General features: G+C 61.1%; 17 protein-coding genes. 5 read left to right on the top strand and 12 right to left on the bottom strand.

Annotation, left to right across the window (positions count from 1 at the left end):
• Positions 1–28: 28 nt before the first annotated feature.
• From CAF63_RS21745 to CAF63_RS21735, 3 genes are read left to right on the top strand one after another with little or no spacing between them, the layout of a single operon-like run.
• Positions 29–2,152, top strand: coding sequence for a bifunctional diguanylate cyclase/phosphodiesterase (locus tag CAF63_RS21745; protein ID WP_085688649.1), 2,124 nt, complete (start codon positions 29–31; stop codon positions 2,150–2,152).
• 41 nt (positions 2,153–2,193) lie between these two features.
• Entirely contained in the window at positions 2,194–2,685 is a 492-nt protein-coding gene (locus tag CAF63_RS21740; RefSeq protein WP_085688646.1) for a M48 family metallopeptidase, read from the top strand.
• Between the two features lie 24 nt (positions 2,686–2,709).
• Positions 2,710–3,006 carry a helix-turn-helix domain-containing protein gene (locus CAF63_RS21735; RefSeq protein WP_085688643.1) on the top strand — a complete coding sequence of 99 codons (297 nt, stop codon included), beginning with the start codon at positions 2,710–2,712 and terminating at the stop codon, positions 3,004–3,006.
• Positions 3,007–3,117: 111 nt separating this feature from the next.
• Here CAF63_RS21735 and CAF63_RS21730 read toward each other — a convergent pair whose 3' ends face one another.
• On the bottom strand, positions 3,118–3,570 hold the full coding sequence (locus tag CAF63_RS21730) for a GNAT family N-acetyltransferase (protein WP_011336314.1): 453 nt from the start codon (positions 3,568–3,570) through the stop codon (positions 3,118–3,120).
• A 256-nt stretch (positions 3,571–3,826) separates the two neighbouring features.
• Here CAF63_RS21730 and CAF63_RS21725 point away from each other — a divergent pair, with 256 nt between their 5' ends.
• Complete coding sequence (locus tag CAF63_RS21725; RefSeq protein WP_085688640.1) at positions 3,827–4,564, top strand: ABC transporter substrate-binding protein; 738 nt, start codon at positions 3,827–3,829, stop codon at positions 4,562–4,564.
• 139 nt (positions 4,565–4,703) lie between these two features.
• Here CAF63_RS21725 and yccS read toward each other — a convergent pair whose 3' ends face one another.
• The 9 genes from yccS to betI all read right to left on the bottom strand — a co-directional run bounded on the left by yccS (position 4,704) and on the right by betI (position 18,737).
• Complete coding sequence (gene yccS / locus CAF63_RS21720; RefSeq protein ID WP_085688637.1) at positions 4,704–6,887, bottom strand: YccS family putative transporter; 2,184 nt, start codon at positions 6,885–6,887, stop codon at positions 4,704–4,706.
• A 242-nt stretch (positions 6,888–7,129) separates the two neighbouring features.
• Positions 7,130–8,308: an NAD(P)/FAD-dependent oxidoreductase gene (locus CAF63_RS21715; protein WP_064380191.1), complete on the bottom strand. Its 1,179-nt coding sequence runs from the start codon at positions 8,306–8,308 to the stop codon at positions 7,130–7,132.
• A gap of 152 nt (positions 8,309–8,460) precedes the next feature.
• Complete coding sequence (gene dbpA, locus CAF63_RS21710) at positions 8,461–9,846, bottom strand: ATP-dependent RNA helicase DbpA (RefSeq protein WP_085688634.1); 1,386 nt, start codon at positions 9,844–9,846, stop codon at positions 8,461–8,463.
• Between the two features lie 214 nt (positions 9,847–10,060).
• Positions 10,061–11,488, bottom strand: coding sequence for a multidrug transporter subunit MdtD (gene mdtD, locus CAF63_RS21705; protein ID WP_085688631.1), 1,428 nt, complete (start codon positions 11,486–11,488; stop codon positions 10,061–10,063).
• 146 nt (positions 11,489–11,634) lie between these two features.
• Positions 11,635–12,972 carry a TldD/PmbA family protein gene (locus CAF63_RS21700; RefSeq protein ID WP_085688628.1) on the bottom strand — a complete coding sequence of 446 codons (1,338 nt, stop codon included), beginning with the start codon at positions 12,970–12,972 and terminating at the stop codon, positions 11,635–11,637.
• Positions 12,972–14,414: a TldD/PmbA family protein gene (locus CAF63_RS21695; RefSeq protein ID WP_085688625.1), complete on the bottom strand. Its 1,443-nt coding sequence runs from the start codon at positions 14,412–14,414 to the stop codon at positions 12,972–12,974. The genes CAF63_RS21700 and CAF63_RS21695 overlap by 1 nt, the downstream gene beginning before the upstream one ends.
• A 284-nt stretch (positions 14,415–14,698) precedes the next feature.
• Positions 14,699–16,402: a choline dehydrogenase gene (betA, locus tag CAF63_RS21690; protein WP_085688622.1), complete on the bottom strand. Its 1,704-nt coding sequence runs from the start codon at positions 16,400–16,402 to the stop codon at positions 14,699–14,701.
• A gap of 180 nt (positions 16,403–16,582) precedes the next feature.
• A complete protein-coding gene (gene betB / locus CAF63_RS21685) occupies positions 16,583–18,055 on the bottom strand; it encodes a betaine-aldehyde dehydrogenase (protein ID WP_085688619.1) in 1,473 nt (490 codons plus the stop codon).
• An 88-nt stretch (positions 18,056–18,143) separates the two neighbouring features.
• Positions 18,144–18,737, bottom strand: a complete 594-nt coding sequence (gene betI, locus CAF63_RS21680) for a transcriptional regulator BetI (protein WP_085688616.1) — start codon at positions 18,735–18,737, stop codon at positions 18,144–18,146.
• A gap of 425 nt (positions 18,738–19,162) precedes the next feature.
• Here betI and betT point away from each other — a divergent pair, with 425 nt between their 5' ends.
• Positions 19,163–21,160 carry a choline BCCT transporter BetT gene (betT, locus tag CAF63_RS21675; protein ID WP_085688614.1) on the top strand — a complete coding sequence of 666 codons (1,998 nt, stop codon included), beginning with the start codon at positions 19,163–19,165 and terminating at the stop codon, positions 21,158–21,160.
• Between the two features lie 195 nt (positions 21,161–21,355).
• Here the strand turns inward: betT and choV are convergent, their stop codons facing one another.
• On the bottom strand, positions 21,356–22,534 hold the full coding sequence (gene choV, locus CAF63_RS21670; protein WP_085688611.1) for a choline ABC transporter ATP-binding protein: 1,179 nt from the start codon (positions 22,532–22,534) through the stop codon (positions 21,356–21,358).
• A complete protein-coding gene (gene choW, locus CAF63_RS21665; protein ID WP_064380213.1) occupies positions 22,531–23,376 on the bottom strand; it encodes a choline ABC transporter permease subunit in 846 nt (281 codons plus the stop codon). The genes choV and choW overlap by 4 nt, the downstream gene beginning before the upstream one ends.
• Between the last annotated feature and the right edge of the window lie 11 nt (positions 23,377–23,387).

The following is a 23,387-nucleotide window of genomic DNA, read 5'->3' as shown; positions in this document are numbered from 1 at the left end:
CACAAGATGTCCCGACAAGAGAAGCAGCATGGAATGCGCGCAACCCCAGCCAGGTGAAGGCAGCTCAGTCCTTTTGATCGTTGATGATTACCCTGAAAATCTGATCAGCATGCGCGCCTTGCTGCAGCGCCAGGACTGGCAAGTGATGACCGCGGCTTCCGGTTTCGAAGCCCTCAGCCTGCTGCTCGAACACGACGTCGATCTGGTGCTGCTGGATGTGCAGATGCCGGGCATGGACGGTTTTGAAGTCGCGCGTCTGATGCGCGGCAGCCAGCGCACGCGCCTGACCCCCATCATCTTTCTCACCGCCAACGAACAGTCCCAGGACGCCGTGATCAAGGGGTATGCCAGCGGTGCGGTGGATTACCTGTTCAAACCCTTCGATCCGCAGATTCTCAAACCGAAAGTGCAGGCGTTGCTGGAGCACCAGCGCAATCGCCGTGCGTTGCAGCGCTTGAGTCAGGATCTGGAATCGGCGCGGGCCTTCAATGCCTCGGTGCTGGATAACGCCGCCGAAGGCATTCTGGTGCTGGGCGAGGATGGTTTGATCCGCTTCGCCAACCCGGCGATTTCCCGGTTGCTCAATGCGCCGGTGAAGGAACTGGAAGGGCAGGAGTTTCTCGATTTCCTGCAGAAACCGCACATTCCGTTGTGGGCCGATTCCGAGTTTTATGCCAGTTACAAACGCGGCGAGGCGTTGCGCTTACACGACGCTTTGCTGCGTACCGCGCCGGGTCAGCAGGTGCCGGTGGCGCTGTCTTGTGCCGCATTGCCGAGCGAGCAGCACGCAATGGTGGTGACGGTGCTGGACATGTCGGTGGTGCGTCATCTGCATCAGCAGCTGGAATTTCAGGCTGTCACCGACCCGCTGACCGGGCTGCTCAATCGTCGTGGCTTCTACCAGACTGTGGAAAACCTGCTGCTGCGCGGTGAACGCACGGACAGCAGTTGGGTGCTGATGTACCTCGATCTCGACGGCTTCAAGAGGGTCAATGATTCCCTCGGCCATGATGCCGGGGACCGAGTGTTACGCTGGGTCTCCGAACAATTGAAAGCGTGCCTGCGGCCGTTCGACATTCTGGCGCGGATGGGCGGCGACGAGTTCACCGCGCTGCTGGATCTGGAATTCCCCGAGCAAGCGGCGAAGATCGCCGAGAAACTCATCGAGCGGGTGTCGATCTGTCAGCAGATCGAAGGCCTCGATATCGCTCTGGGCGCGAGTATCGGCATCGCCACCTACCCGGATTGCGGCAACAACCTCGACGGTTTGATGCGCGCCTCGGACATCGCCATGTACGAAGCCAAGCGTGCCGGGCGTCAGCAATATCGCTTCTACGATCATGAAATGAACGGCCGCGCGCGGTCACGGCTAATGCTGGAAGAGAGCGTGCGCAACGCCATCGAGAACCGCGATTTCAATCTGGTTTATCAGCCGCAGGTTGCAATTGGCGACGGCCGGATTCGCGGTTTCGAGGCCTTACTACGTTGGCAGCACCCGAGTGTCGGCGACGTACCGCCGGGGCTGTTCCTGCCGTTGCTGGAAGAGGCGACGTTGATCAGCCGCCTCGGCAGCTGGATCTATCATCGCAGCGCCGGGCAGCGTAAGGCGTGGGAGGCCGAGTTCTCCAAGGATCTGGTGATCGGCGTGAGCCTGAGCAACACCCAGTTCGGAATGCCGAATCTGGTGACCGAATTGCGTCAGGTACTGGAGCGCCATGGTTTACAGCCGCACCAGATGGAAGTGGAAGTCACTGAGGAGGCGCTGACGATCAACCCGGACGAGACCCGCAAGCAGCTGAAGCTGCTGCGCAATCTCGGGGTGCGGGTGGCGCTGGATGATTTCGGTTCCGGAGCCTGCTCGCTGGCGCATCTGCGCGATCTGGAACTGGACACTCTCAAGCTCGATCGCCACCTGATCGCCCGATTGCCGGACTCGTCCCGCGACGCTTCGCTGGTGCGCACGGTCATCGACCTGTGCAAGGAATACGGCTTGCTGGTGATTGCCGAAGGCGTGGAAACCGTCGAGCAATACCAGTGGCTGCAAGCCCATGGTTGTCAGTACGTGCAAGGCTTTCTGGTGGCGCGGCCGTTGGTCGCCGAGGACACCGCACGCTTTACCGAGCCGTTCGACTGGAGCGCGTTGCCCGGTTGAATTCGCTACACTGGCGGCCTTTTCATGACCCGTGCCGCCCCATGACTGCGTTGAAATACCTCCAGGCCTATCCCGCGAATCTGCAGGATCAGGTGCGCCAATTGATCGCCGACAACCGCCTCGGGGATTACCTGAGCCAACGCTATCCGGGCCGCCACGATGTGCAGAGCGACAAGGCGTTGTACGGTTACGCGCTGGACTTGAAGCAGGAATACCTGCGCAACGCCCCGGCCATCGACAAGGTGCTGTTCGACAACCGCCTCGACCTGACCCACCGCGCCCTTGGCCTGCACACCACGGTGTCGCGGGTGCAGGGCGGCAAGCTCAAGGCCAAGAAAGAGATTCGCATCGTCTCGCTGTTCAAGGAGGCCGCGCCTGAGTTTTTGAAGATGATCGTCGTGCACGAACTGGCGCACTTCAAGGAGTCGGACCACAACAAGGCGTTCTATAAATTATGTGAGCACATGCTGCCGGGCTATCACCAGATCGAGTTCGATCTGCGGGTGTACCTGACGTGGCTGGACATGCAATAAGACATCAAACAACGGAGCGCATGCATGGACGTGAGCAAGACCAAGAGCAGTTTCTACCGGCGCTTGTACGTGGCGTACCTGATCGACAGCGGCCTGGCCAGCAGCGTGCCGGCGTTGACCGAGGTCACCGGCATGCCCCGGCGTACGGCGCAGGACACGATTGCGGCGCTGGCGGATCTGGATATCGTCTGTGAGTTCGAACAGGAAGAGGGCGCGCGCAATCATGCGGGGCGCTATCGGATTCGCGAGTGGGGGGCGATTGATCGGGGGTGGATCGAGCGCCATTTGCGGCAGATCAAGGCTGTTCTCGAGTATCCCTGAGTCTTGCGGTGCTTTAGCTGGCGCCATCGCGAGCAAGCTCGCTCCCACATTGAAATGTGTTCCCCCTGTGGGAGCGAGCTTGCTCGCGAGGGCGTTCCGACGAAGAGACCTTCAGGACCGGCGCATACCAATATGCGGAATGTCATCCTCAAGATATTCCTCACCCGCCACCACAAACCCGTACCGCCCGTAATACCCCTGCAAATGCGCCTGCGCCGACAGATAGATCGGCACTTCAGGCCAACGCTTTTCGGCCTGTTTCAGCGCCTGTTCCATCATTTCATGCCCCAACCCTTTGCCACGCCCGGCCGGCGCGGTCAGCACGCGGCCGATCACCACGTCGCCACCCTGGGATTCCGGGTCCAGCAGGCGCAGGTACGCCACCAGTTGATCACCGTCCCAGCCCATCAAATGGCAGGTGTCGCCGTCCAGATCCTGACCGTCCGGATCCAGATACGCGCAGCGCTGTTCGACCACGAACACTTCCGAGCGCAATTTCAAAATGGCGTACAGCTGCTCCAGTCCCAGATCGCTGTGATGTTTGCAGACCCACTCGATTGTCATCTTCCGATTCCTTGAACTACGTCGCCCGATACTAAGCGCAGCGTCGAAATATGTCTGTATGGCTGAGAAATCTGTGACAAAGGCCAAAATGCCATCATTCCAATATCGCGGCTCGCCTTACTTTGTGTAATCTGCTGGGAAGCACTGTGCAATGGCTTCAATGAGCTAAGGTTAGGGCCTGGGATTCGCCGGTAAGGGGCCTTGGGGTTTTGACTGAAAACACGCTGGGCGGCCCGCCCGCTAAGGATTTTCAAGCATGCCGCGATTGCATCGAGCCTTTGCTTTGATCGGATTGCTGTTGCTGGGTCAAAGCGCTGCAGCGGAAAAACTGCGTCTGGTATTCGACGTCTGGCCGCCCTTTACCGATGAAACCCTGGTTAACGGTGGGCTGGCGACCGATATCGTCAGCACGGCCCTGGCCCGTGCCGGTTACGCCAGCGGTTATGAGCAGGTGCCGTGGGCGCGAGCGCTGCTGGGGATTGGCGAAGGACGTTACGACGTGCTGGTCAACGCCTGGTACAACGACGAGCGCACGAAGCTCGGGCAGTTTTCTGCCGAGTACCTGCTCAATCGAGTGCGCTTTCTCAAACGCAAAGACGCGCCCATCGAATACAGCAACCTGCAGGAACTGCACACCTATCCGATTGCGGTCGTGCGCGGCTACGCCTATTCGGCGCCGTTCGATGCCGACACCGCATTGCAGAAAGTCCCCGTGCATAACTTCGCCATGGCCGTGCGCATGCTGGCGGCGGATCGGGTCAAGCTGACCCTGGAAGACGAATACGTCGCCCGCTATTACCTGGCCCGGGAATCACCGAAGGTACGCAACGCGGTGGAGTTTCTGCCCAAGCCGCTGAGCGAGAACAGCCTGCACATTCTGGTCAGCCTGAAGAACCCGCAGCACGAACAGATCGTGGCGGGGTTCGACAAGGCGATTGCATCGATGAAGGCCGATGGCAGCTATGACAAGTTGCTCAGGCAGCATGGAATGTAGTCTGAAAGATTTTTAGTGCTCGAACTTGCCCCTTCGCGGGCAAGCCCGCTCCCACAGTGTCCGGTGTGAAACATTAATTTGGATACACCGGGCAACCTGTGGGAGCGGGCTTGCCCGCGAAGAGGCCTGTCCAGCCACCTCAATCCTCGCTGGTGTCTTTGATCAGATGCGCCGCCAGCGTGCGCAGCGGGCCAAGCTGCCGGCAGATCAGTGCCAATTGTGTCTGCACCAGTCGCTGGCCTTCGTCGATTTCGTCCGGCATCTGCTCAAGCTCATTGGCCAGCGCTTCTTCCTCATCGCTCTGAATGGCAATCGGCTGTTTGTTCGCCAGACCCTGGGCGATTTCATCGATGCTCGCCGCCAGACTCACTCCGGCACCGTCGATCAGGTGTTCGCGCACCTCGGCCGGCAGCTGGGTTTCCCGGTGTGCGCCAAGCCCTGACAGATAGCTCAGCAAGGTGTGCGACAGCACCAGGAAGCGGAAACCGACGTCGGCTTCTTTGCGGAAATGCCCCGGCTCCATCAGCATGTTCGCCAGCGTAGTCGACAGCGCCGCGTCGGCGTTGTGCGCGTTGCGTCGGGCCAGGCGATAGGCGAGGTCGTCGCTTTTGCCGGCGGCGTATTGCTGCATGATCTGGCGCAAATAGATGCTGTTGCAGGTGAGGGTGTTGGCCAGCACCTTGTTCAGGCGCCGACCTTGCCAGTCCGGCAGGAACAGGAACACCGCCAGCCCCGCGATCAGGCTGCCGAGCAAGGTATCGAACAGCCTCGGCACAAACAGCCCGTAACCGTCACCGACCTGGTTGAAGCAGAACAGCACCATGATCGTGATTGCGGCCGTAGCCACGGTGTAGCGAGTAGTGCGGTTGGTAAAGAACACCACGCCAGCGGCGATGGCGAAGCACGACTGCACCAGCGGATTCGGGAACAGATCGAACAGCGCCCAGGCAATCGTCAGGCCGATCGCGGTGCCGAAAATCCGCTGACCGAGTTTGCGCCGGGTGGCGCCGTAGTTCGGCTGGCAGACGAACAGCGTGGTGAGGATGATCCAATAGCCTTGCGACGGGTGAATCAGATGCACCATGCCGTAGCCGATGCTCAACGCCAGCGGCAAACGCAGGGCGTGGCGGAACAGCAGCGAGGTTGGTGTCAGCTGCGTGCGCAGGCGAATCCACACGTCCTTGAAGTTGCGCGGCGAGCGGTCGAGCAGGCTGCTGTCGGTGGCGTCCGCCAAGGCGTCGGGGTTGCTGGCGTCGCTGAGCAAACGGTCGAGAGTGCCGAGGTTGGCCGCCAGTGCGCGCAACGAACGGAGCAGTCCGCGCCAGGCCGGATTGCTCTGGATGCGCAGGTGTTCGAGGGAAGCGTGCAGGTCGCTCAGGGCTTCGGCGAAACTCGCGTCGTAGATGAACGGCTGGCGCATCTGGATCGATTCGGCCAGCGCCCGGCAGGCCTTTCCTTGCTGGCGCAACAGACGCTGGCAGCGGAACAAGACATCGCTGTGGAAAAACGCATCGGCCAGGGCGTTGTAAGGGTAGTGCGAAGAGCTGGCCCGTTCGTGAATGTCTTGCGCCAGGAAGTACAGCTTCAGGTAACGGCTGACTTTCGAGCCGGGCCGACCGTTGCCGACCCGGTGCAGGATGATTTCCTTGGCGCTGTTCAACGCCGCTACCACTCGGCCGTTCTGCTGGGCCAGTTCCAGGCGCCGCGCTTCGACGTCCAGCTGACGGATCGGCTCGAACAGCGAGGCTTTCAGCTTCAGGTAATAACCCAGCTCACGGAACAGTCGCGCCAGGCTCTGCTGCACCGGCTGGTTGGAAAACATCGCCTGCCACAGCACCGACAGCAGGCCGTACCACGCGGCGCCGGCCACCAGCAGCATCGGCTCGTGCCAGAAATCCGTGACCGCGCCACCGCGCTGATCCACGCCGATCATGGTGTAGACGGAAAGAATCAGCGTCGCCGAAGCAATCGCGCCGTAACGCTCGCCGAGCGCACCGAGCATGGTCAGGCCGAAACTGGCCAGCGCCAGGGCAATGACGAACACGATGGGGTAGGGGAAGAGCAGTTCGACGGACAGCGCCGCAACACTGAAACACACCAGCGTCACCGCCAGTGCGTTGAGGCGGCCCTGCCAACTGTCGTCGGTCTCGGCCAGGGCGCTGGCGATAATCCCGAGGAACAGCGGGATCAGCAGCCCCATTTCATCCTGATACCAGCACAGCGCCATGCTGCCGGTCAGGGCGATGAACACCCGCACGCTGTAGCTGAATTTATCCAGCGCCCACAGGCGACGCAAAGACTGACGAAACGAGGTCGAGGACATGAAGTGCGAAGGCCTTCCGAGGCGATGCCGCTAAATTGAGCCAGTAATGACGCCGACGCAATGGCGCCGATCACATCTGACAGCAAAAAGTGTTCCTTTCATGCACCACATACCACTGTGGGAGTGGGCTTGCTCCGGGCGGCGATCCGACGAAAGCGGTATGTCATTCAACATATGTGTCGACTGACAGATTGCATTCGCGAGCAAGCTCGCTCCCACAGGGTTTTGTATATGGCTTTGGATCAGACGTACTGCGCGGCAGCGTAGCCAGAGGCCCACGCCCACTGGAAGTTGAAACCGCCCAGATGCCCGGTGACATCCAGCACTTCACCAACGAAGTAGAGGCCCGGGCTCTTCAGCGACTCCATGGTCTTGGACGACACTTCGCGGGTGTCGACGCCACCGAGGGTGACTTCGGCCGTGCGGTAGCCTTCGGTGCCGGCCGGGACGACTTTCCAGCTGCCCAGCTTCTCGGCGATGTCCGCCAGTTCGGCGTGGGTGTACTGCTTCATCGGTTTGGAGACGAACCAGTTGTCCGCCAGCAGGTTGGCCATTTTCTTGGTGAAGATTTCACCGAGCAGGGTTTTCAGCTCGCTGTTCGGGCGCTCGGCGGTTTGCTGTTGCAGCCAGCTCGCGGCGTCGTGATCCGGCAGCAGGTTGATCTCCACTGTGTCGCCAGGCTCCCAGAACGAGGAAATCTGCAGAATCGCCGGGCCGCTCAGACCACGGTGAGTGAACAGGATATTCTCGCGAAAGCTCTGATCGTTGCAGCTGACCAGACAATCCACCGAGGTGCCGGACAGTTCGGTGCACAGATCCTTGAGCTGATCGGTGATGGTGAACGGCACCAGCCCGGCGCGGGTTGGCAGCAGGTCGTGGCCGAATTGCTTGGCGACCTGATAACCGAAACCGGTCGCGCCCAATGTCGGGATCGACAGGCCGCCGGTGGCGATCACCAGCGACTGACACTGGATCTGACCAAGAGTCGTGTCGAGCAGGTAACCGCCCTCGACTTTCTCGATGGTCTGGATCGAGGTGTCGAGGTGCAGGTTGACGCCGACCTGATCGCACTCGTCCAGCAGCATGCCGAGGATGTCGCTGGATTTGTTATCGCAGAACAGTTGGCCGAGTTTTTTCTCGTGATACGGCACGCCGTGCTTGGCGACCATGCCGATGAAATCCCACTGGGTGTAGCGGGCCAGCGCGGATTTGCAGAAATGCGCATTCTGCGAGAGAAAATTGCTCGGTTCGGTGTACATGTTGGTGAAGTTGCAGCGCCCACCGCCGGACATCAGGATTTTCTTGCCGGCCTTGTTCGCGTGGTCGAGCAGCAACACCTGACGCCCGCGCCCGGCGGCGGTCAGTGCACACATCAACCCTGCGGCGCCAGCGCCAATGATCACGACTTCGGTAGAGCGCAAAACGGTGTCCTCACGTTGTTCATCACAAAACAAACTGTGGGAGCGGGCTTGCTCGCGAAGGCGGTGTGTCAGTTGACACATATGTCGCCTGAGTGACCGCTTTCGCGGGCAAGCCCGCTCCCACAGAGGATCTTCTTTGGATGGAAGATCGGTTACAAAACCCGAACGCGCAGCGAGCGACCCTTGATCTTGCCGTTGTTCAAGCGCTGCAGTGCTTGCATTACCACCGTGCGTTCAACAGCCACATAGGACTGGAAGTCGAAGATCGCGATCTTGCCGACTTGGGCGCCCGGAATGCCGGCCTCACCGGTCAGTGCGCCAAGAATGTCGCCCGGACGCACCTTGTCTTTACGGCCGCCAGCGATGCACAGCGTGCTCATCGGCGGTTGCAGCGGGGCACCGCCCTGGGACTTGAGGTTGTCTACCTGATCCCAGTTCAGCGGGGTTTTCTGCAATTGTTCGATGGCTTGCGCGCGGTGCGCTTCGGACGGCGCCACCAGACTGACCGCGATGCCTTTCTCGCCGGCACGACCGGTACGGCCGACGCGGTGAATGTGGATTTCCGAATCGCGGGCCAGTTCGACGTTGATCACCATGTCCAGCGAGTCGATGTCCAGGCCACGGGCGGCGACGTCGGTGGCAACCAGTACCGAAGTGCTGCGGTTGGCAAACATCGCCAACACCTGATCGCGGTCACGCTGCTCCAGATCGCCGTGCAGGCCGACGGCGGAAATGCCCTTGGAGGTCAGGTGATCGACGGTTTCCTGCACTTGCTGCTTGGTGAAGCAGAAGGCCACGGTGGAGGCCGGCCGGAAGTGGTGCAAAACCTTGGTCACCGCGCTCATGCGCTCTTCCGGGGAAATCTCGTAGAAGCGCTGTTCGATCTGGGTGTCGTCGTGGAACGCTTCGGCCTTGACCGTTTGCGGATCACGCATGAACTTCGACGCCAGTTGCTTGATGCCCACCGGATAAGTAGCGGAGAACAGCAGGGTCTGACGACGGGCCGGGGTTTGCTCGATGATGTCTTCGATGGCGTCGTAGAAACCCATGTCGAGCATGCGATCGGCTTCGTCGAGGATCAGCGTGTTCAGGCCGTCGAGCACCAGCGAACCCTTGCGCAGGTGCTGCTGGATGCGGCCCGGAGTGCCGACGATGATGTGCGCGCCGTGCTCCAGCGAGGCGATCTGCGGGCCGAACGACACGCCGCCGCACAGGGTCAGGACCTTGATGTTGTCTTCGGCACGGGCCAGACGACGGATTTCCTTGGCGACCTGGTCGGCGAGCTCACGGGTCGGGCAAATCACCAGCGCCTGGCAACCGAAGTAACGCGGATTGATCGGGTTCAGCAGGCCGATGCCGAACGCGGCGGTCTTGCCGCTGCCGGTCTTGGCCTGGGCGATCAAGTCCATCCCCTTGAGGATCACCGGCAAGCTCTGCGCCTGGATCGGCGTCATCTGGGCATAACCGAGGGAGTCGAGGTTAGCCAGCATGGCGGCGGACAGCGGCAGAGTATTAAAAGCGGTGGCGATGGTGGTCACGGGACTGGCCTGCAAAACAAAATGTCGCGCAGTGTACCAGTCCGATGGCCAATAGCCCGCAGTTTCCGGACGAGAAGTTGCCGAGCGAAGGCCAGGCAAGGCGAAAACAGGCGAGAAACGGCTGGGGTCGCACTCGACTTGGCTTTAGCCATTGAGCATTTCGAGCCTGTTTTCAACGCAGCATGGACGAGCGCAGGCACTTATCGTCCGGAAACTAAGACTCGATGTGCTGTTCCGGACCTCTGACTCGCCGTCCGTCATTCTTCGAGAGCTGGGAGAAAATCGTCGCGGCCAACATCGCCATGATCCCAACGGTCACGAATGTGAGCTGAAACGCGCCCAACACGGTCTCAACGCCGTCATTGCCGATCTCTGCCGTAAAGCCGCCGAGCAGCGCACCGGCGCACGCCACGCCGAGACTCAGCGACAACTGCGCCACCACCGACAGCAAACTGTTGCCGCTGCTGGCGCTGGCGTCGTCGAGGTCGATCAGGGTCACGGTGTTCATTGCGGTGAATTGCAGCGAGTTGATCGCCCCGAGAATCGCCAGCAGGCACAGCAGCAACCAGTACGGCGTCTGCTCGCTGACCAGGCCCATGCTCGCCAGCATGATCCCCAGAAGCAGGGTGTTGCCGGTCAGCACGATGCGATAGCCAAGGCGCTCTATCAGTGGCCGCGCGCCCCACTTGGCGACCATCGCCGCAGCCGCCAGCGGCAGCATGCTCATGCCGGCCTGGGACGGCGAATAACCCAGCGCCACTTGCAGCAGCAACGGCACCAGAAACGGCAGGGCGCCGCTGCCCAGTCGGGCGAACAGGTTGCCGAGAATGCCGACCGCGAAGGTGCGGGTCTTGAACAGCGACGGCGCGAACAGCGGGTTTTCAATGTGCCCGGCGCGCAACCAGTACGCCGCCAGACACGCCATGCCGCCGAACAGCAACAGCATTACGCGCAAGTGCGGCAGATGCAGTTCGCCGAGGCCTTCCATGGCGATGGTGATCAGCACCATCGCCGCGCCGAACAGCAGGAAACCCAGGCTATCGAAGCGAGTGCGCTCGGTGCCGCGCAGGTCGGGAATGAATTTCCACACCGCGTAGCAACCGATGACGCCGACGGGCAGGTTGATCAGGAAGATCCAGTGCCACGTCAGGTATTCCACCATCCAGCCGCCCATGGTCGGGCCGATCAGCGGGCCGAGCAGGCCGGGAATGGTGATGAAACCCATGATCCGCACCAGTTCCGAACGCGGGTAGGCGCGCAGCACCACAAGGCGCCCGACCGGCAGCATCAGTGCACCGCCGAGGCCCTGGATTACCCGAGCGCCGACCAGCATGGACAGGCTGCTCGACAGGGCACAGAGCAGCGAGCCGATGCTGAACAGCAGGATCGCGCCGAAGAAGATCTTCTTGGTGCCGAAGCGGTCGGCGATCCAGCCCGAGGCCGGAATCAGCAACGCCACGGTGAGCATGTAGGCGATGATCACGCCCTGCATGCGCAGCGGGTCTTCGGCCAGATCCCTGGCCATGGCCGGCAGGGCGGTGTTGAGAATGGTCCCGTCGAGGGACTGCATGAAAAAAGCGATGGCGACGACCCACGGCAACCAGCGGGCGGTGATGGCGTCGAGCGGCGGGCGGTTGGGCATGGAACCTCTGGTGATTGGGGTTAATGCATATCCATGGTCGAGCTCGGTCAATGTGGGAGCGAGCTTGCTCGCGAAAGCGGTCTGTCAGTCAACTTCAATGTTGGATGAACAGGCCTATTCGCGAGCAAGCTCGCTCCCACAGAGTGTCACAGCGTCAGGGTCAATCGGCTCACCAGCGCCCCCGGCAACAGCGCCGACGAGGTATTGCGCTGGCTGTAAGTGCTCGCCGACAGCAGCAACTCGCGCTCGGCAGTCAACGCTTCCAGCTGCGAACCCAGCAGGCTGTAGGCACTGTCGTCGAAACGCATGGTGCTGACCGGCGCCTGAATCTCGCCATTCTCGACCCAGAACGTGGCAAACCGGGTCATGCCGGTCAGTCGCGCCGCCGGTTGATCGGAGAAGTTCAGGTACCACAGATTACTGATATACAAGCCGGTACCCAACTGCTTGAGGATCTCGGCCTGCGGCAAATCACCTGCGCCCATGTTCAGTGCGCTCGGCGATTCGCCACCGCCTGCACCGTTGGCTGTCAGACCGTATTCGGCAGCACTGCGCGAACCGACCAACTGATCACCTGCTTTGCCTTCGATGATCAACCGCAGATCGCTGCGCGGGTAACCTTCGCCGGAGAACGCCGGGCTCAGCGAGCCGCTGACTTTTTCGTCGAGGGACACCAGCGGACTGAACGCCTGATCGCCGGCATACAGCTTCTGCAACGGGCTGCTCTTGCTGGCAATCGACTGCGCCGAGAATCCACCCCAGCACAACATGCCCATGATTTCTTCCAGGGCTGCCGGTGCCAGATAGGCGCGGTATTGTCCCGGTGGCAGGGTGCGCAGCGGGCGACCGAGAAACTCGAGTTGTTCGCGGGCCTGCTGGATGCGTCTGGCGAAATCTTCGCTGTTCCAGTCATGCCCGGCGTAGCTGGCCTTCACCGCTTCGCCGTTCTCGTGGAACAGGCTGAAGTCGAAGTTGAAGCTGTTGGCCTGATGCCAGCCGAATGCGCCGGAAGAACTGGCGAAACCGCGGCTGATCGGGCCGGCAGCGTAGAAGCCGACCAGATCCAGACCTTCGGCCGCTTGAGCAATTTCAGCCACGACCTGCTCGGTGTCCGGCAGCGGATGCTCCTGCACATTCTTGCTCTGCCAGCTGTTGTGGTTGAGCAACAGGTACGGATCCTGCGGCAGCAGCGGCAGGGTTTCGCGCAGTTGCTGCAGGCCTTCGGCGAGGCGTTGCAGGTCGGTGGCCTGCTCACCGGACAGGGTGATGTGCAGGTCGGCATGGCGACCATCGTCGATCAGTTTCAGACCGATACCGGCTTGTTGCACTTGCCCGGCCTGACGCACCTTGGCGTGGTTGAAGCGCACGAAGGCCGACGATTCGGCGTCGTAACTCAGGGTGAACTGTTCCGGCTCGCGCACGGCATCGCGCAGCCAGTTGACCAGCACCTTGAACGCCTCGGACGGGTTCTTGGAAATACTCATCAGGCGTCTCCCCCAAACACATCAACATTGCTGAACACGCAGGCCGGCGACGCATGGCCGACGCGGATCACCTGGTTTGGTTCGCCCTTGCCGCAGTTCGGCGTGCCCAGCACCTGGGTGGTGCCGGCATTGCCGACGGCGCGCAGGCTCTTCCAGAAGTGCGCGGAAATGCCCCGGTAGTTCGGATTCTTCACGACGCCCTTGAGTTCACCGTTTTCGATCAACTGGCCCCACTCGCAGCCGAACTGGAATTTGTTGCGAGCATCGTCGATCGACCATGAGCGGTTGGTGCTCATCAGAATGCCGTTTTCGATGCCGCCGATCAGTTGCTCCAGCGACTGGTCGCCCGGTTCGATGTTGAGATTGGCCATGCGGTCGATCGGCGGTCGGTTCCAGCCGCAGGCGCGGCTGTTGGCGACACCGTCGAGCCCCGCGCGGAACTGCGACAGCGCACCGCCCAACGGCCGCACCAGCAGACCTTCGCGAATCAGGAATTGCTTGCTGGCCCTGGAGCCGTCGTCATCGTGGCCGTAACTCGCCAGCTCTTCGGGAATGTCCGGATCGAAGGTCACGTTGAGCAGTTTCGAGCCGTATTGCAGGCTGCCAAAATCCGAGGCTTTGACGAAGCTGGTGCCGGCGTAATTACGCTCGTCGCCGAGGATCCGGTCGAGCTCCAGCGGATGGCCGATGGATTCGTGGATCTGCAGCATCATCTGATCGGGCATCAGCAGCAGATCGCGCGGGCCTTGCGGGGTGTTCGGCGCGAGCAGCAATTGCAGCGCCTGATCGGCGACTTGCGGGCCGGCACCGATGAGGCCGCAACGGCTGATCACGTCGGCGCCGCCCTGCTGGCCGAAGTTCTCGCGGCCGAGGCTGCGGGTCTGGCTGTCGTTGCCGTCGTAGGCGGTGACGTCGAGGCCCGGATAGACGAAGCGCTGGGCCTGGCGCAACTCGGCGCCGGCGCTGCTCAGGTAGATCTGTTCGACGTGGGTGATGCCGATGCTCACTTCCCAATTCACCAGGCGCTCATCCTTTGGCACCGAGGCGGATTCTGCGCCGAGCAGCTCGAAGCACTCGCTCAAAGACGGGAAGGGTTGTTCGAGATTGGGTGAAAAGTAGTCGGCGCGGTCGCTGGAAACCGGTTGCAGGCTCAGGTCGAGCAGGGCGTGCGGTTTGATCCGCCGGGCCTGCTGTTCGGCACGCTCAAGGGCGGCTTGCAGGCCTTGTTGCGACAGGTCATTGGTCGCGGCATAGGCTTCGACGCCGTTGACCCGGACGGTGAGCATCGCGCCTTCATCGCGGCTCAGGCTCGGCGGTTCGGCGACGTTCTTGCGCACCGACAGGTACTGGCCGGACTCGCGGACATACCTCAAGGAAAAGAACTCGGCGCCCGTGCGCAAGGCAGCGAAGCGCTGCTTGAGCTGGGGATGGAAATCGAACATCAGGGAACCTCCTTGTCATGGGAGAAGCGGCGAAGCGAATTCGGCGGGGAGGGGGTGAAACGATTGGGCGAGGACTAGAGTAGGCCTGCGAGGGGGTAGGATCAAGTGAAGAGGGGGTGTAGGGAGATTTACTTGAAACAGAGGGATTTGTGCTGAATGTGAGGGCCCCATCGCGAGCAAGCCCGCTCCCACACTTGATCTCCAGTGAACACAGAACTTGTGAACATGCGATATCGAATGTGGGAGCGGGCTTGCTCGCGAAGGCCGCGCCTCGGTGTTACGACTTACTGAGCAACAGTACTCACTTCACGCATCGGCTTGCCTTTCACCGGCGCATCGCCAGCGACGTAGTACGGCGCCTTGCTGCGCGGCAGTGGCTGACGACCACGGATCTTGTCGGCGATTTTCTCGGCCATCATGATCGTCGGCGCGTTCAGGTTGCCGGTGGTGATGATCGGCATGATCGAGGCATCGACCACACGCAGACCCTGCATGCCATGCACGCGGCCTTCGCCATCCACTACCGCCATGTCGTCGGTGCCCATCTTGCACGAGCAGGACGGGTGGAACGCGGTTTCGGCGTGCTCGCGGATGAACTTGTCCAGCTGCTCATCGGTTTGCACTTCGATGCCCGGGCTGATTTCGCGGCCACGGAAGGCGTCCAGTGCAGGCTGTTGCATGATTTCACGGGTCAGGCGGATGCCGTCACGGAATTCCTGCCAGTCCTGCTCGGTGGCCATGTAGTTGAACAGGATGCTCGGGTGCTGGCGCGGATCCTTGGATTTGACCTGGACGCGACCGCGGCTCGGCGAACGCATGGAGCCCATGTGCGCCTGGAAGCCGTGTTCTTTCACACCGTTGCTGCCGTTGTAGTTAATCGCCACCGGCAGGAAGTGGTACTGGATGTTCGGCCACTCGAATTCCGGACGGGTACGGATGAAACCGCCGGCTTCGAACTGGTTGCTGGCGCCGATGCCGGTGCCGTTGAACAGCCACTCGGCACCGATCGCCGGCTGGTTGTACCAGAGCAGCGACGGGTACAGCGAGACCGGTTGGGTGCAGGCGTATTGCAAGTACAGCTCGAGGTGATCCTGCAGGTTTTCGCCGACGCCCGGCAGGTCGTGAACGACCGGGATGTCGAGGCTTTCCAGCAGTTTCGCCGGGCCGACGCCGGAGCGTTGCAGCAGTTGCGGCGAAGCGATCGCGCCGGAGCAGACGATGACTTCTTTGCGGGCGCGGGCTTCGACGCGTTCTTCAGCGGCGCCGACCAGGTAACGTACGCCAACGGCACGCTTGCCTTCGAACAGAACCTTGTCAGTCAGAGCGTGAGTGACGATGGTCAGGGTCGAACGCTTCTTGGCCACGTCCAGGTAACCACGGGCGGTGGAAGCACGACGGCCTTTCGGCGTCACGGTGCGGTCCATCGGGCCGAAGCCTTCCTGCTGGTAGCCGTTGAGGTCTTCGGTGCGCGGGTAACCGGCCTGTACGCCAGCTTCAACCATCGCGTGGAACAGTGGGTTGTTGCCCGCCTTCGGCGTGGTCACGCTGACCGGACCGTCGCCACCGTGGTAGTCGTTCGGGCCGATGTCGCGGGTTTCCGCTTTACGGAAGTACGGCAGGCAATCGAGGTAGGTCCAGTCTTCCAGGCCTGGCAGTTTTGCCCAGCCATCGTAGTCCATCGCGTTGCCACGGATGTAGCACATGCCGTTGATCAGCGAGGAACCGCCGAGGCCCTTGCCGCGACCGCATTCCATACGGCGACCGTCCATGTGTGGCTCTGGATCGGTTTCGTATGCCCAGTTGTAGCGACGACCTTGCAGCGGGAAGGCCAGAGCGGCCGGCATTTGCGTGCGGAAGTCGAAACGGTAGTCCGGGCCGCCGGCTTCGAGTAGCAGGACGGTCACGCCTTCGTCTTCAGTCAGACGGGTCGCCAGGGTGTTACCGGCAGAGCCGGCACCGACGATGATGTAATCGAATTCTTGGGACATTGAATGCACCCTCTTTAGATGTGGTCAGATCGGGCCTCGGCGAGTGCTATGCACTCGAATCGCTGGCAAGCCAGCTCCCACAGGGATTGGGAGTTGCCACGGATTTGAAGGACGACCCCAAACCTGTGGGAGCGGGCTTGCCCGCGAAGAGGCCCTCGCAGGCAATACGAGACTCGGGTCTTAGAACACCGAGACGTAATCGCCCAGCTCGACCTGTACCGATTTGATGCGAGTGAAGTTGTTCAGCGAGCTGATGCCGTTCTCACGGCCGACGCCCGACTGCTTGTAACCGCCAACCGGCATTTTTGCGTCGGACTCGCCCCAGGCGTTGATCCAGCAGATACCGGCTTCCAGTTGATGAATCACGCGGTGGGCGCGGTTCAGGTCGCGGGTGACGATACCGGCGGCCAGGCCGAAGTCGGTGTCGTTGGCGCGGCGGATCACTTCTTCTTCGGTTTCGTAGGTCAGGATCGCCATCACCGGGCCGAAGATTTCTTCACGGACGATGGTCATGTCGTCAGTGCAGTCGGTGAACACGGTCGGAGCCACAAACGCGCCTTTGGCGAATTCGCCGTCGGTCATGCGCTCGCCGCCGCACAGAACGCGGGCGCCTTCTTCTTTACCCTTGGCGATGTAGCCCAGCACGTTTTCCATGTGCGCGAAGCTGACCAGCGGGCCGAAGTTGGTGTTTTCGTCTTCCGGGTTGCCAACGCGGATGCGGGCAACGCGCTCGACGATCTTGGCTTCGAAAGCGGCTTTCAGGTGGCTCGGCACGAACACGCGAGTGCCGTTGGTGCAGACCTGACCGGAGCTGTAGAAGTTGGCCATCATCGCGGTGTCGGCGGCGCGATCCAGGTCGGCGTCGTCGCAGATGATCAGCGGGGACTTGCCGCCCAGTTCCATGGTCACGTCTTTGAGCGACGAAGCCGAAGCGCTGGCCATGACCTTCTTGCCGGTGTCGGTGCCGCCGGTGAAAGAGATCTTCTCGATGCGCGGGTGCTCGGTCAGCCATGTGCCGACCTCACGGCCGCTGCCGGTCAGGACGTTGAACACGCCGTTCGGAACGCCGGCTTCGGTGTAGATCTCGGCCAGTTTCAGGGTGGTCAGCGAGGTGACTTCGCTTGGCTTGAAGATCATCGCGTTACCGGCCGCCAGGGCTGGAGCGGATTTCCACAGGGCGATCTGGATCGGGTAGTTCCAAGCGCCGATACCGGCGACAACGCCCAGCGGCTCGCGACGGGTGTAGACAAACGAGGTGTCACGCAGCGGGATCTGCTCGCCTTCGATGGCGGGTACCAGGCCTGCGTAGTATTCCAGCACGTCGGCGCCGGTAACGATGTCGACGTACTTGGTTTCGGAGAAGGCTTTGCCGGTGTCCAGGGTTTCCAGGGCAGCCAGTTCATCGTTGCGCTCGCGCAGGATGTCGACGGCGCGACGCAGGATGCGCGAACGCTCCATGGCGGTCATCGCAGCCCAGATTTTCTGGCCCTTTTCGGCGCTGACTACTGCGCGCTCGACGTCTTCCTTGGTCGCACGTTGCACTTGTGCGAGGACTTCACCGTTAGCCGGGTTGATGGCTTCGAAGGTGGCATCGCTGCCGGCGTCGGAGTACGCGCCATCGATGTAGAGTTTTTGCAGTTCGAAACGGGCCATAGTGTCCTCGCAAGTGCATAAGTGGTTGGCGTTGACCACCGCGATCAGGCTGCGGTGGCGTTCAGGGGCCGAGCGTTTTCTGTGTGCTCTAGCTCACCTTCTTGGCCAATTGGAAATCCATGTATTCGTAAGCGATCTGTTGCGCCTGCGCAGTGTCGAAAGCGTCTCCCGACAGCGCGCCGCGCAACCACAAGCCGTCAATCAGAGCTGCCAGTCCGCGGGCGGCGGTGCGCGCATCTTCGAGCGGCAACACACGGCGGAACTCGCAGCACAGGTTGGAATACAGACGGTGATCGTTGATCCGCTGCAACCTGTGCAAAGACGGCTGGTGCATGCTGGTGGCCCAGAAGGCCAGCCAGGTTTTCATTGCCGGGCCATTGACCTGGCTGGCGTCGAAGTTGCCTTCGATGATCACCTGCAGATGCGCCCGGGGGCTGCTGTCTGCCAGCGCCTGACGGCGCGCGGTGACGTTCTCGCTGAGGACGCTCATCAGATACCGCATCGTGGCGGCAATCAGGCCGTTCTTGTCCTGAAAATAGTGACTGATGATGCCATTCGAGACACCGGCCAAACGGGCGATCAGCGCAATGCTGGCGTCCCCCATTCCGACCTGATCAACCGCCTGCAAAGTGGCTTCGATCAGTTGTTGGCGGCGGATGGGTTGCATACCGACCTTGGGCATCTTGCACATCTCCTTAGGCCTTCCGACGGGCGAATGACGCCGATCGGATTGAGGGCCAGTCTATTTTGTTTTGATTGAACGTTCAATCAACAAAGAATAAGATCTGCGACAAATCGTCGCTGCCTACAGATTTTTCCTACGTGTAAGTGGCGATAAACCGACATCCGAAAATGCTCGAAACCTGCGCGGGGCAAGGCGCGGTTCGACGTTCGATGGACGTGTTGAATGGGCAAGACGCTCAAGGCCAGGTTTCGGATGAACGTCCATGCCTCGGCCACGACGGCGATTCGCGGTGCCATCTCTGCAGGTTCGGGCTTTTTTCGGGGTGTCTTTATATCACCCGCCGGTCGGCTGCCAACTAACCGATTGGTCGGGTTCCGTGTTGCCTTGTGTTCTTCTCTCGCACTGCCTGGAGCATTTGTGCCATGAGTTCTGCCTCGCTTATAAAGACCCCGCCCGAGAAGGTGACGGTCAACGGTTGGGTGTTCTACACCTCTACCGCGCTGATTCTGTTGTTGACCGCCATTCTGATCATCGCCCCGCAAGAGGCCGGCAGAATGCTGGGAGTGGCCCAGGCCTGGTTGTCCCGCAGCTTCGGCTGGTACTACATGGTGGTGATCGCCGCTTACCTCGTTTTCGTGGTGGGCCTGGCGTTTTCCTCCTACGGCAAACTCAAACTGGGTAGCAAGGATGACACCCCGGATTTCAGCTACGGCGCCTGGGCGGGGATGCTGTTCTCGTCGGGTATCGGTATTTCGCTGCTGTACTTCGGCGCCTCCGAGCCGCTGGATCACTACTTCAACCCGCCGGAAGGCGCGTCGGCCACCAACCTGGCGGCACGTCAGGCTGTTCAGCTGACCTTCCTGCACTGGGGCCTGCACGGCTGGGCGATCTACGCGCTGGTCGGTCTGGCCGTGGCGTATTTTGCTTACCGTCACAACCAGCCCCTGGCGCTGCGTTCGGCGCTGTATCCGCTTGCGGGTGAGCGCTGGGTCAAGGGAGCGGCCGGTCATGCGGTAGACGGCTTCGGCATGTTCGTGACCCTGCTGGGTCTGGTGACCAACCTGGGGATCGGTTCGCTGCAAGTGTCTTCGGGCCTGGAAAACCTGTTCGGCATGGAGCACAGCAACACCAACCTGCTGATCGTGATCATCGTGATGAGCACCGTGGCGACCATCGCTGCCGTGTCCGGCGTGGAAAACGGCATCCGTCGTCTGTCCAACCTCAACATCATCCTGTTCAGCGGCCTGCTGATTTTCGTCCTGCTGTTCGGCCCGACCCTGCACTTGCTCAACGGCTTCGTGCAGAACATCGGCGACTACCTCAACGGCGTGGTGCTGAAGACTTTCGACCTGTACGTCTATGAAGGCGACAGCGAGAAGTCCGACCGCTGGCTGGGCCTGTGGACTCTGTTCTACTGGGCGTGGTGGATTTCCTGGGCCCCATTCGTCGGCATGTTCATCGCACGTATTTCCCGTGGTCGTACCGTGCGTGAACTGGTGGCTGGCGTGCTGCTGATTCCACTGGGTTTCACCCTGGCGTGGCTGTCGATCTTCGGTAACTCGGCGCTGGATCTGGTGATGAACCAGGGCGCGGTGGAACTCGGCAAGACGGCGCTGGAACAGCCGTCGATGGCGATCTATCAGTTGCTTGAACACTACCCGGCGTCGAAAGTCGTCATCGGTGTGTCGATCTTCGTCGGTTTCGTGCTGTTCCTTACTCCGGCCGACTCTGGCGCGGTGATGATGGCGAACCTGTCCTGCAAGGGCGGCAACGTCGACGAAGACGCCCCGCACTGGCTGCGGATCTTCTGGTCGGTCGTGATCACGCTGGTGACCATCGGCCTGCTGTTCGCCGGTAACTTCGAAGCCATGCAAACCATGGTGGTGCTGGCCGGTCTGCCGTTCTCGGTGGTGCTGGTGTTCTTCATGTTCGGCCTGCACAAGGCAATGCGCCAGGACACGCAGATCGAACAGGAGCAAGCGCAACTGGCCGAACGCGGTCGTCGTGGTTTCAGCGAGCGTCTGACTCAGCTGGATCTGCAACCGAGCCAATCGGTGGTTCAGCGCTTCATGGACAAACACGTCAGCCCGGCGCTGGAAGATGCTGCCGCGCAAATGCGTGCTCAGGGTCTGGAAGTGCAGACGCTGCTGGGTAAATCCAAACGCTGCATGGGCGTGCGGGTCGAGATGGAAGAGGGCAACCCTTTTGTCTACGAAGTGAGCCTGGACGGCTATCTGGCCACCCCGAGCGAGTCGGTTCAGTCCGATGAGGCGCGTCAGCGTTTCTACCGCGCCGAGGTGTACCTGCACAACGGCAGCCAGGACTACGACCTGATGGGCTTCACACAGGATCAGATCACGCGCGATGTGCTCGATCAGTTTGAAAGCCATCGGCAACTCCTTGGCCGTGTTTATAGCTGAGATGTAAGTGACGCGGTGCCTCAGTGACACCGCGTTGCCTTCTTCGCGAGCAAGCCCGCTCCCACAGGGGAATGCATTCCAAATGTGGGAGCGGGCTTGCTCGCGAAGGGGCCATCTGCCTCAACACGGCTTTGCCCGATATCCCATAAACAAAAACGCCGCGATCCTCTCGCGGCGTTTTTGTGTCTGCTCTCTTTACCCCAGGTTCTTCCCGAGCAGCGCGTGATACAGCTCGCTGTCGCCAAGAATCCCCACCACATGGTTGTTGTCGTGCAGCACCAGTTTGTTGCCGGTCTGATAACGGATCTGCAAGGCGTCACGCATGCCGATGTTCGAGTCCACCAAGGTCGGACGACGATCAAGGCCTTCCACCGCTTGCCCCGGCACCCAGTTCTGCAGATCGAGTGCCGAGCCGTTCTTGCGTGCGCCCTTGATGGTGTTGCCTTCAGCCAGATCCAGCCACGAGTCGCCGCCCGGATCCAGGCACACCGAACCGTTGATGCGTTTGCAGTTGTCGAGGGTACGCATCAGGCTGCGACCGCACAGCACGTTCAGCGGATTGGTGTGGGCGACGAAGGTGCGTACGTAATCGTCCGCAGGGTTGAGCACGATCTCTTCCGGCACGCTGTACTGGATGATCCGGCCGTCTTTCATGATCGCGATGCGGCTGCCGAGTTTCAGCGCCTCGTCGAGGTCGTGGCTGACGAACACGATGGTCTTGCTCAGCTTGCGTTGCAGTTCCAGCAGTTCATCCTGCAGACCCTGACGGATCAGCGGGTCGAGGGCCGAGAACGGTTCGTCCATCAGCAGAATGTCGGCGTCCATCGCCAGCGCGCGGGCCAGGCCAACACGCTGCTGCATGCCGCCGGACAGTTCGTTGGGTTTCTTGTTGCGCCATTGGGTCAGGCCCACCAGCTCGAGCTTGTCATCCACCAGTTTGCGGCGTTCTTTCTCGGGACGGCCCTGCATTTCCAGTCCGAAGCTGATGTTCTCGCGAACGGTCAACCAGGGCATCAGGGCGAACTTCTGGAACACCATCGCAATGCGCTTGGTGCGCATCATTTTCAGTTCGGCCGGGCTGCAGGATGCGATGTCGATCTGCTTGCCTTCGTGTTCGACGAACAGCTTGCCGCGGCTCACGGTGTTGAGGCCGTTGATGCAGCGCAGCAGGCTGGATTTACCGGAGCCGGACAGGCCCATCAGTACACAGATTTCGCCTTTCTCGATATCCAGGCTGGCTTTTTCAACGCCGACAATCTGCCCGGTCTTTTTCAGGATCTCGTTACGGGTCATGCCCTGATCCAGCAGCTTGAGTGCCTCGCGTGGATCTCTTGCGAATATAACGTCAACGTTATCGAAGCGAATAATGCTCATGCGTCACCCCCTACTTTGGCGTCGGGTTGTTTGCAGATACGGTCGAGCATGATCGCCAGCAGTACGATCGCCAGGCCCGCTTCGAAGCCCAGGGCGATATCAGCAGTGTTCAGTGCGTTGACCACCGGTTTGCCGAGTCCGTCGGCGCCTACCAGTGCCGCGATCACCACCATCGACAGCGACAGCATGATGCACTGGGTGATGCCGGCCGCGATGCTCGGCATGGCGTGGGGCAGTTCGATCCGTGAGAGCAGTTGGCGACGCGAGCAGCCGAAGGCCTTGCCGGCGTCCATCAGTTCTTCCGGGACATCGCGGATGCCCAGGTAGGTCAGGCGGATCGGCGCAGCGATGGCGAACACCACCGTGGAGATCAGGCCCGGCACCACGCCCAGCCCGAAGAGGGTCAGGGTAGGAATGAGGTAAACGAAGGTCGGTACGGTCTGCATCAGATCGAGCACCGGCCTCATCAAAGTGTAGAACATCGGTTTGTGCGCGGCGACGATGCCCAGCGGCACGCCGATGACCACGCAGACCAGGGTCGCGAACATCACCTGGGCGAGGGTTTCCATGGTTTCCTGCCAGTACCCCAGGTTGAGGATCAGCAGGAAGGAGGCGACCACGAACGCGGTCAGGCCCCATTTGCGTTGAATGAAGTGGGCCAGCAGGGCGATGAGGCCGATCAGCACCAGCGGGTTGAACCAGGTCAGCGCAAACGTCACGCCGTGGATCATCGTTTCCAGGGTCACGGCGATTGCGTCGAAGGTGTTGGCGCCGTGTTGCGTCAACCATTCAACGAAGCCCGCGATGTACTGGCCTAAAGGGATTTTCTGATCAATCAGCATGGTAGTGAACG

Origin of the sequence: Pseudomonas sp. B20(2017) (genome assembly GCF_002113125.1) — a bacterium.
Classification (GTDB): Bacteria; Pseudomonadota; Gammaproteobacteria; order Pseudomonadales; family Pseudomonadaceae; genus Aquipseudomonas.
Note: the sequence above shows the minus strand (reverse complement) of the source record. Positions and strands in the feature narration are given on the sequence as shown.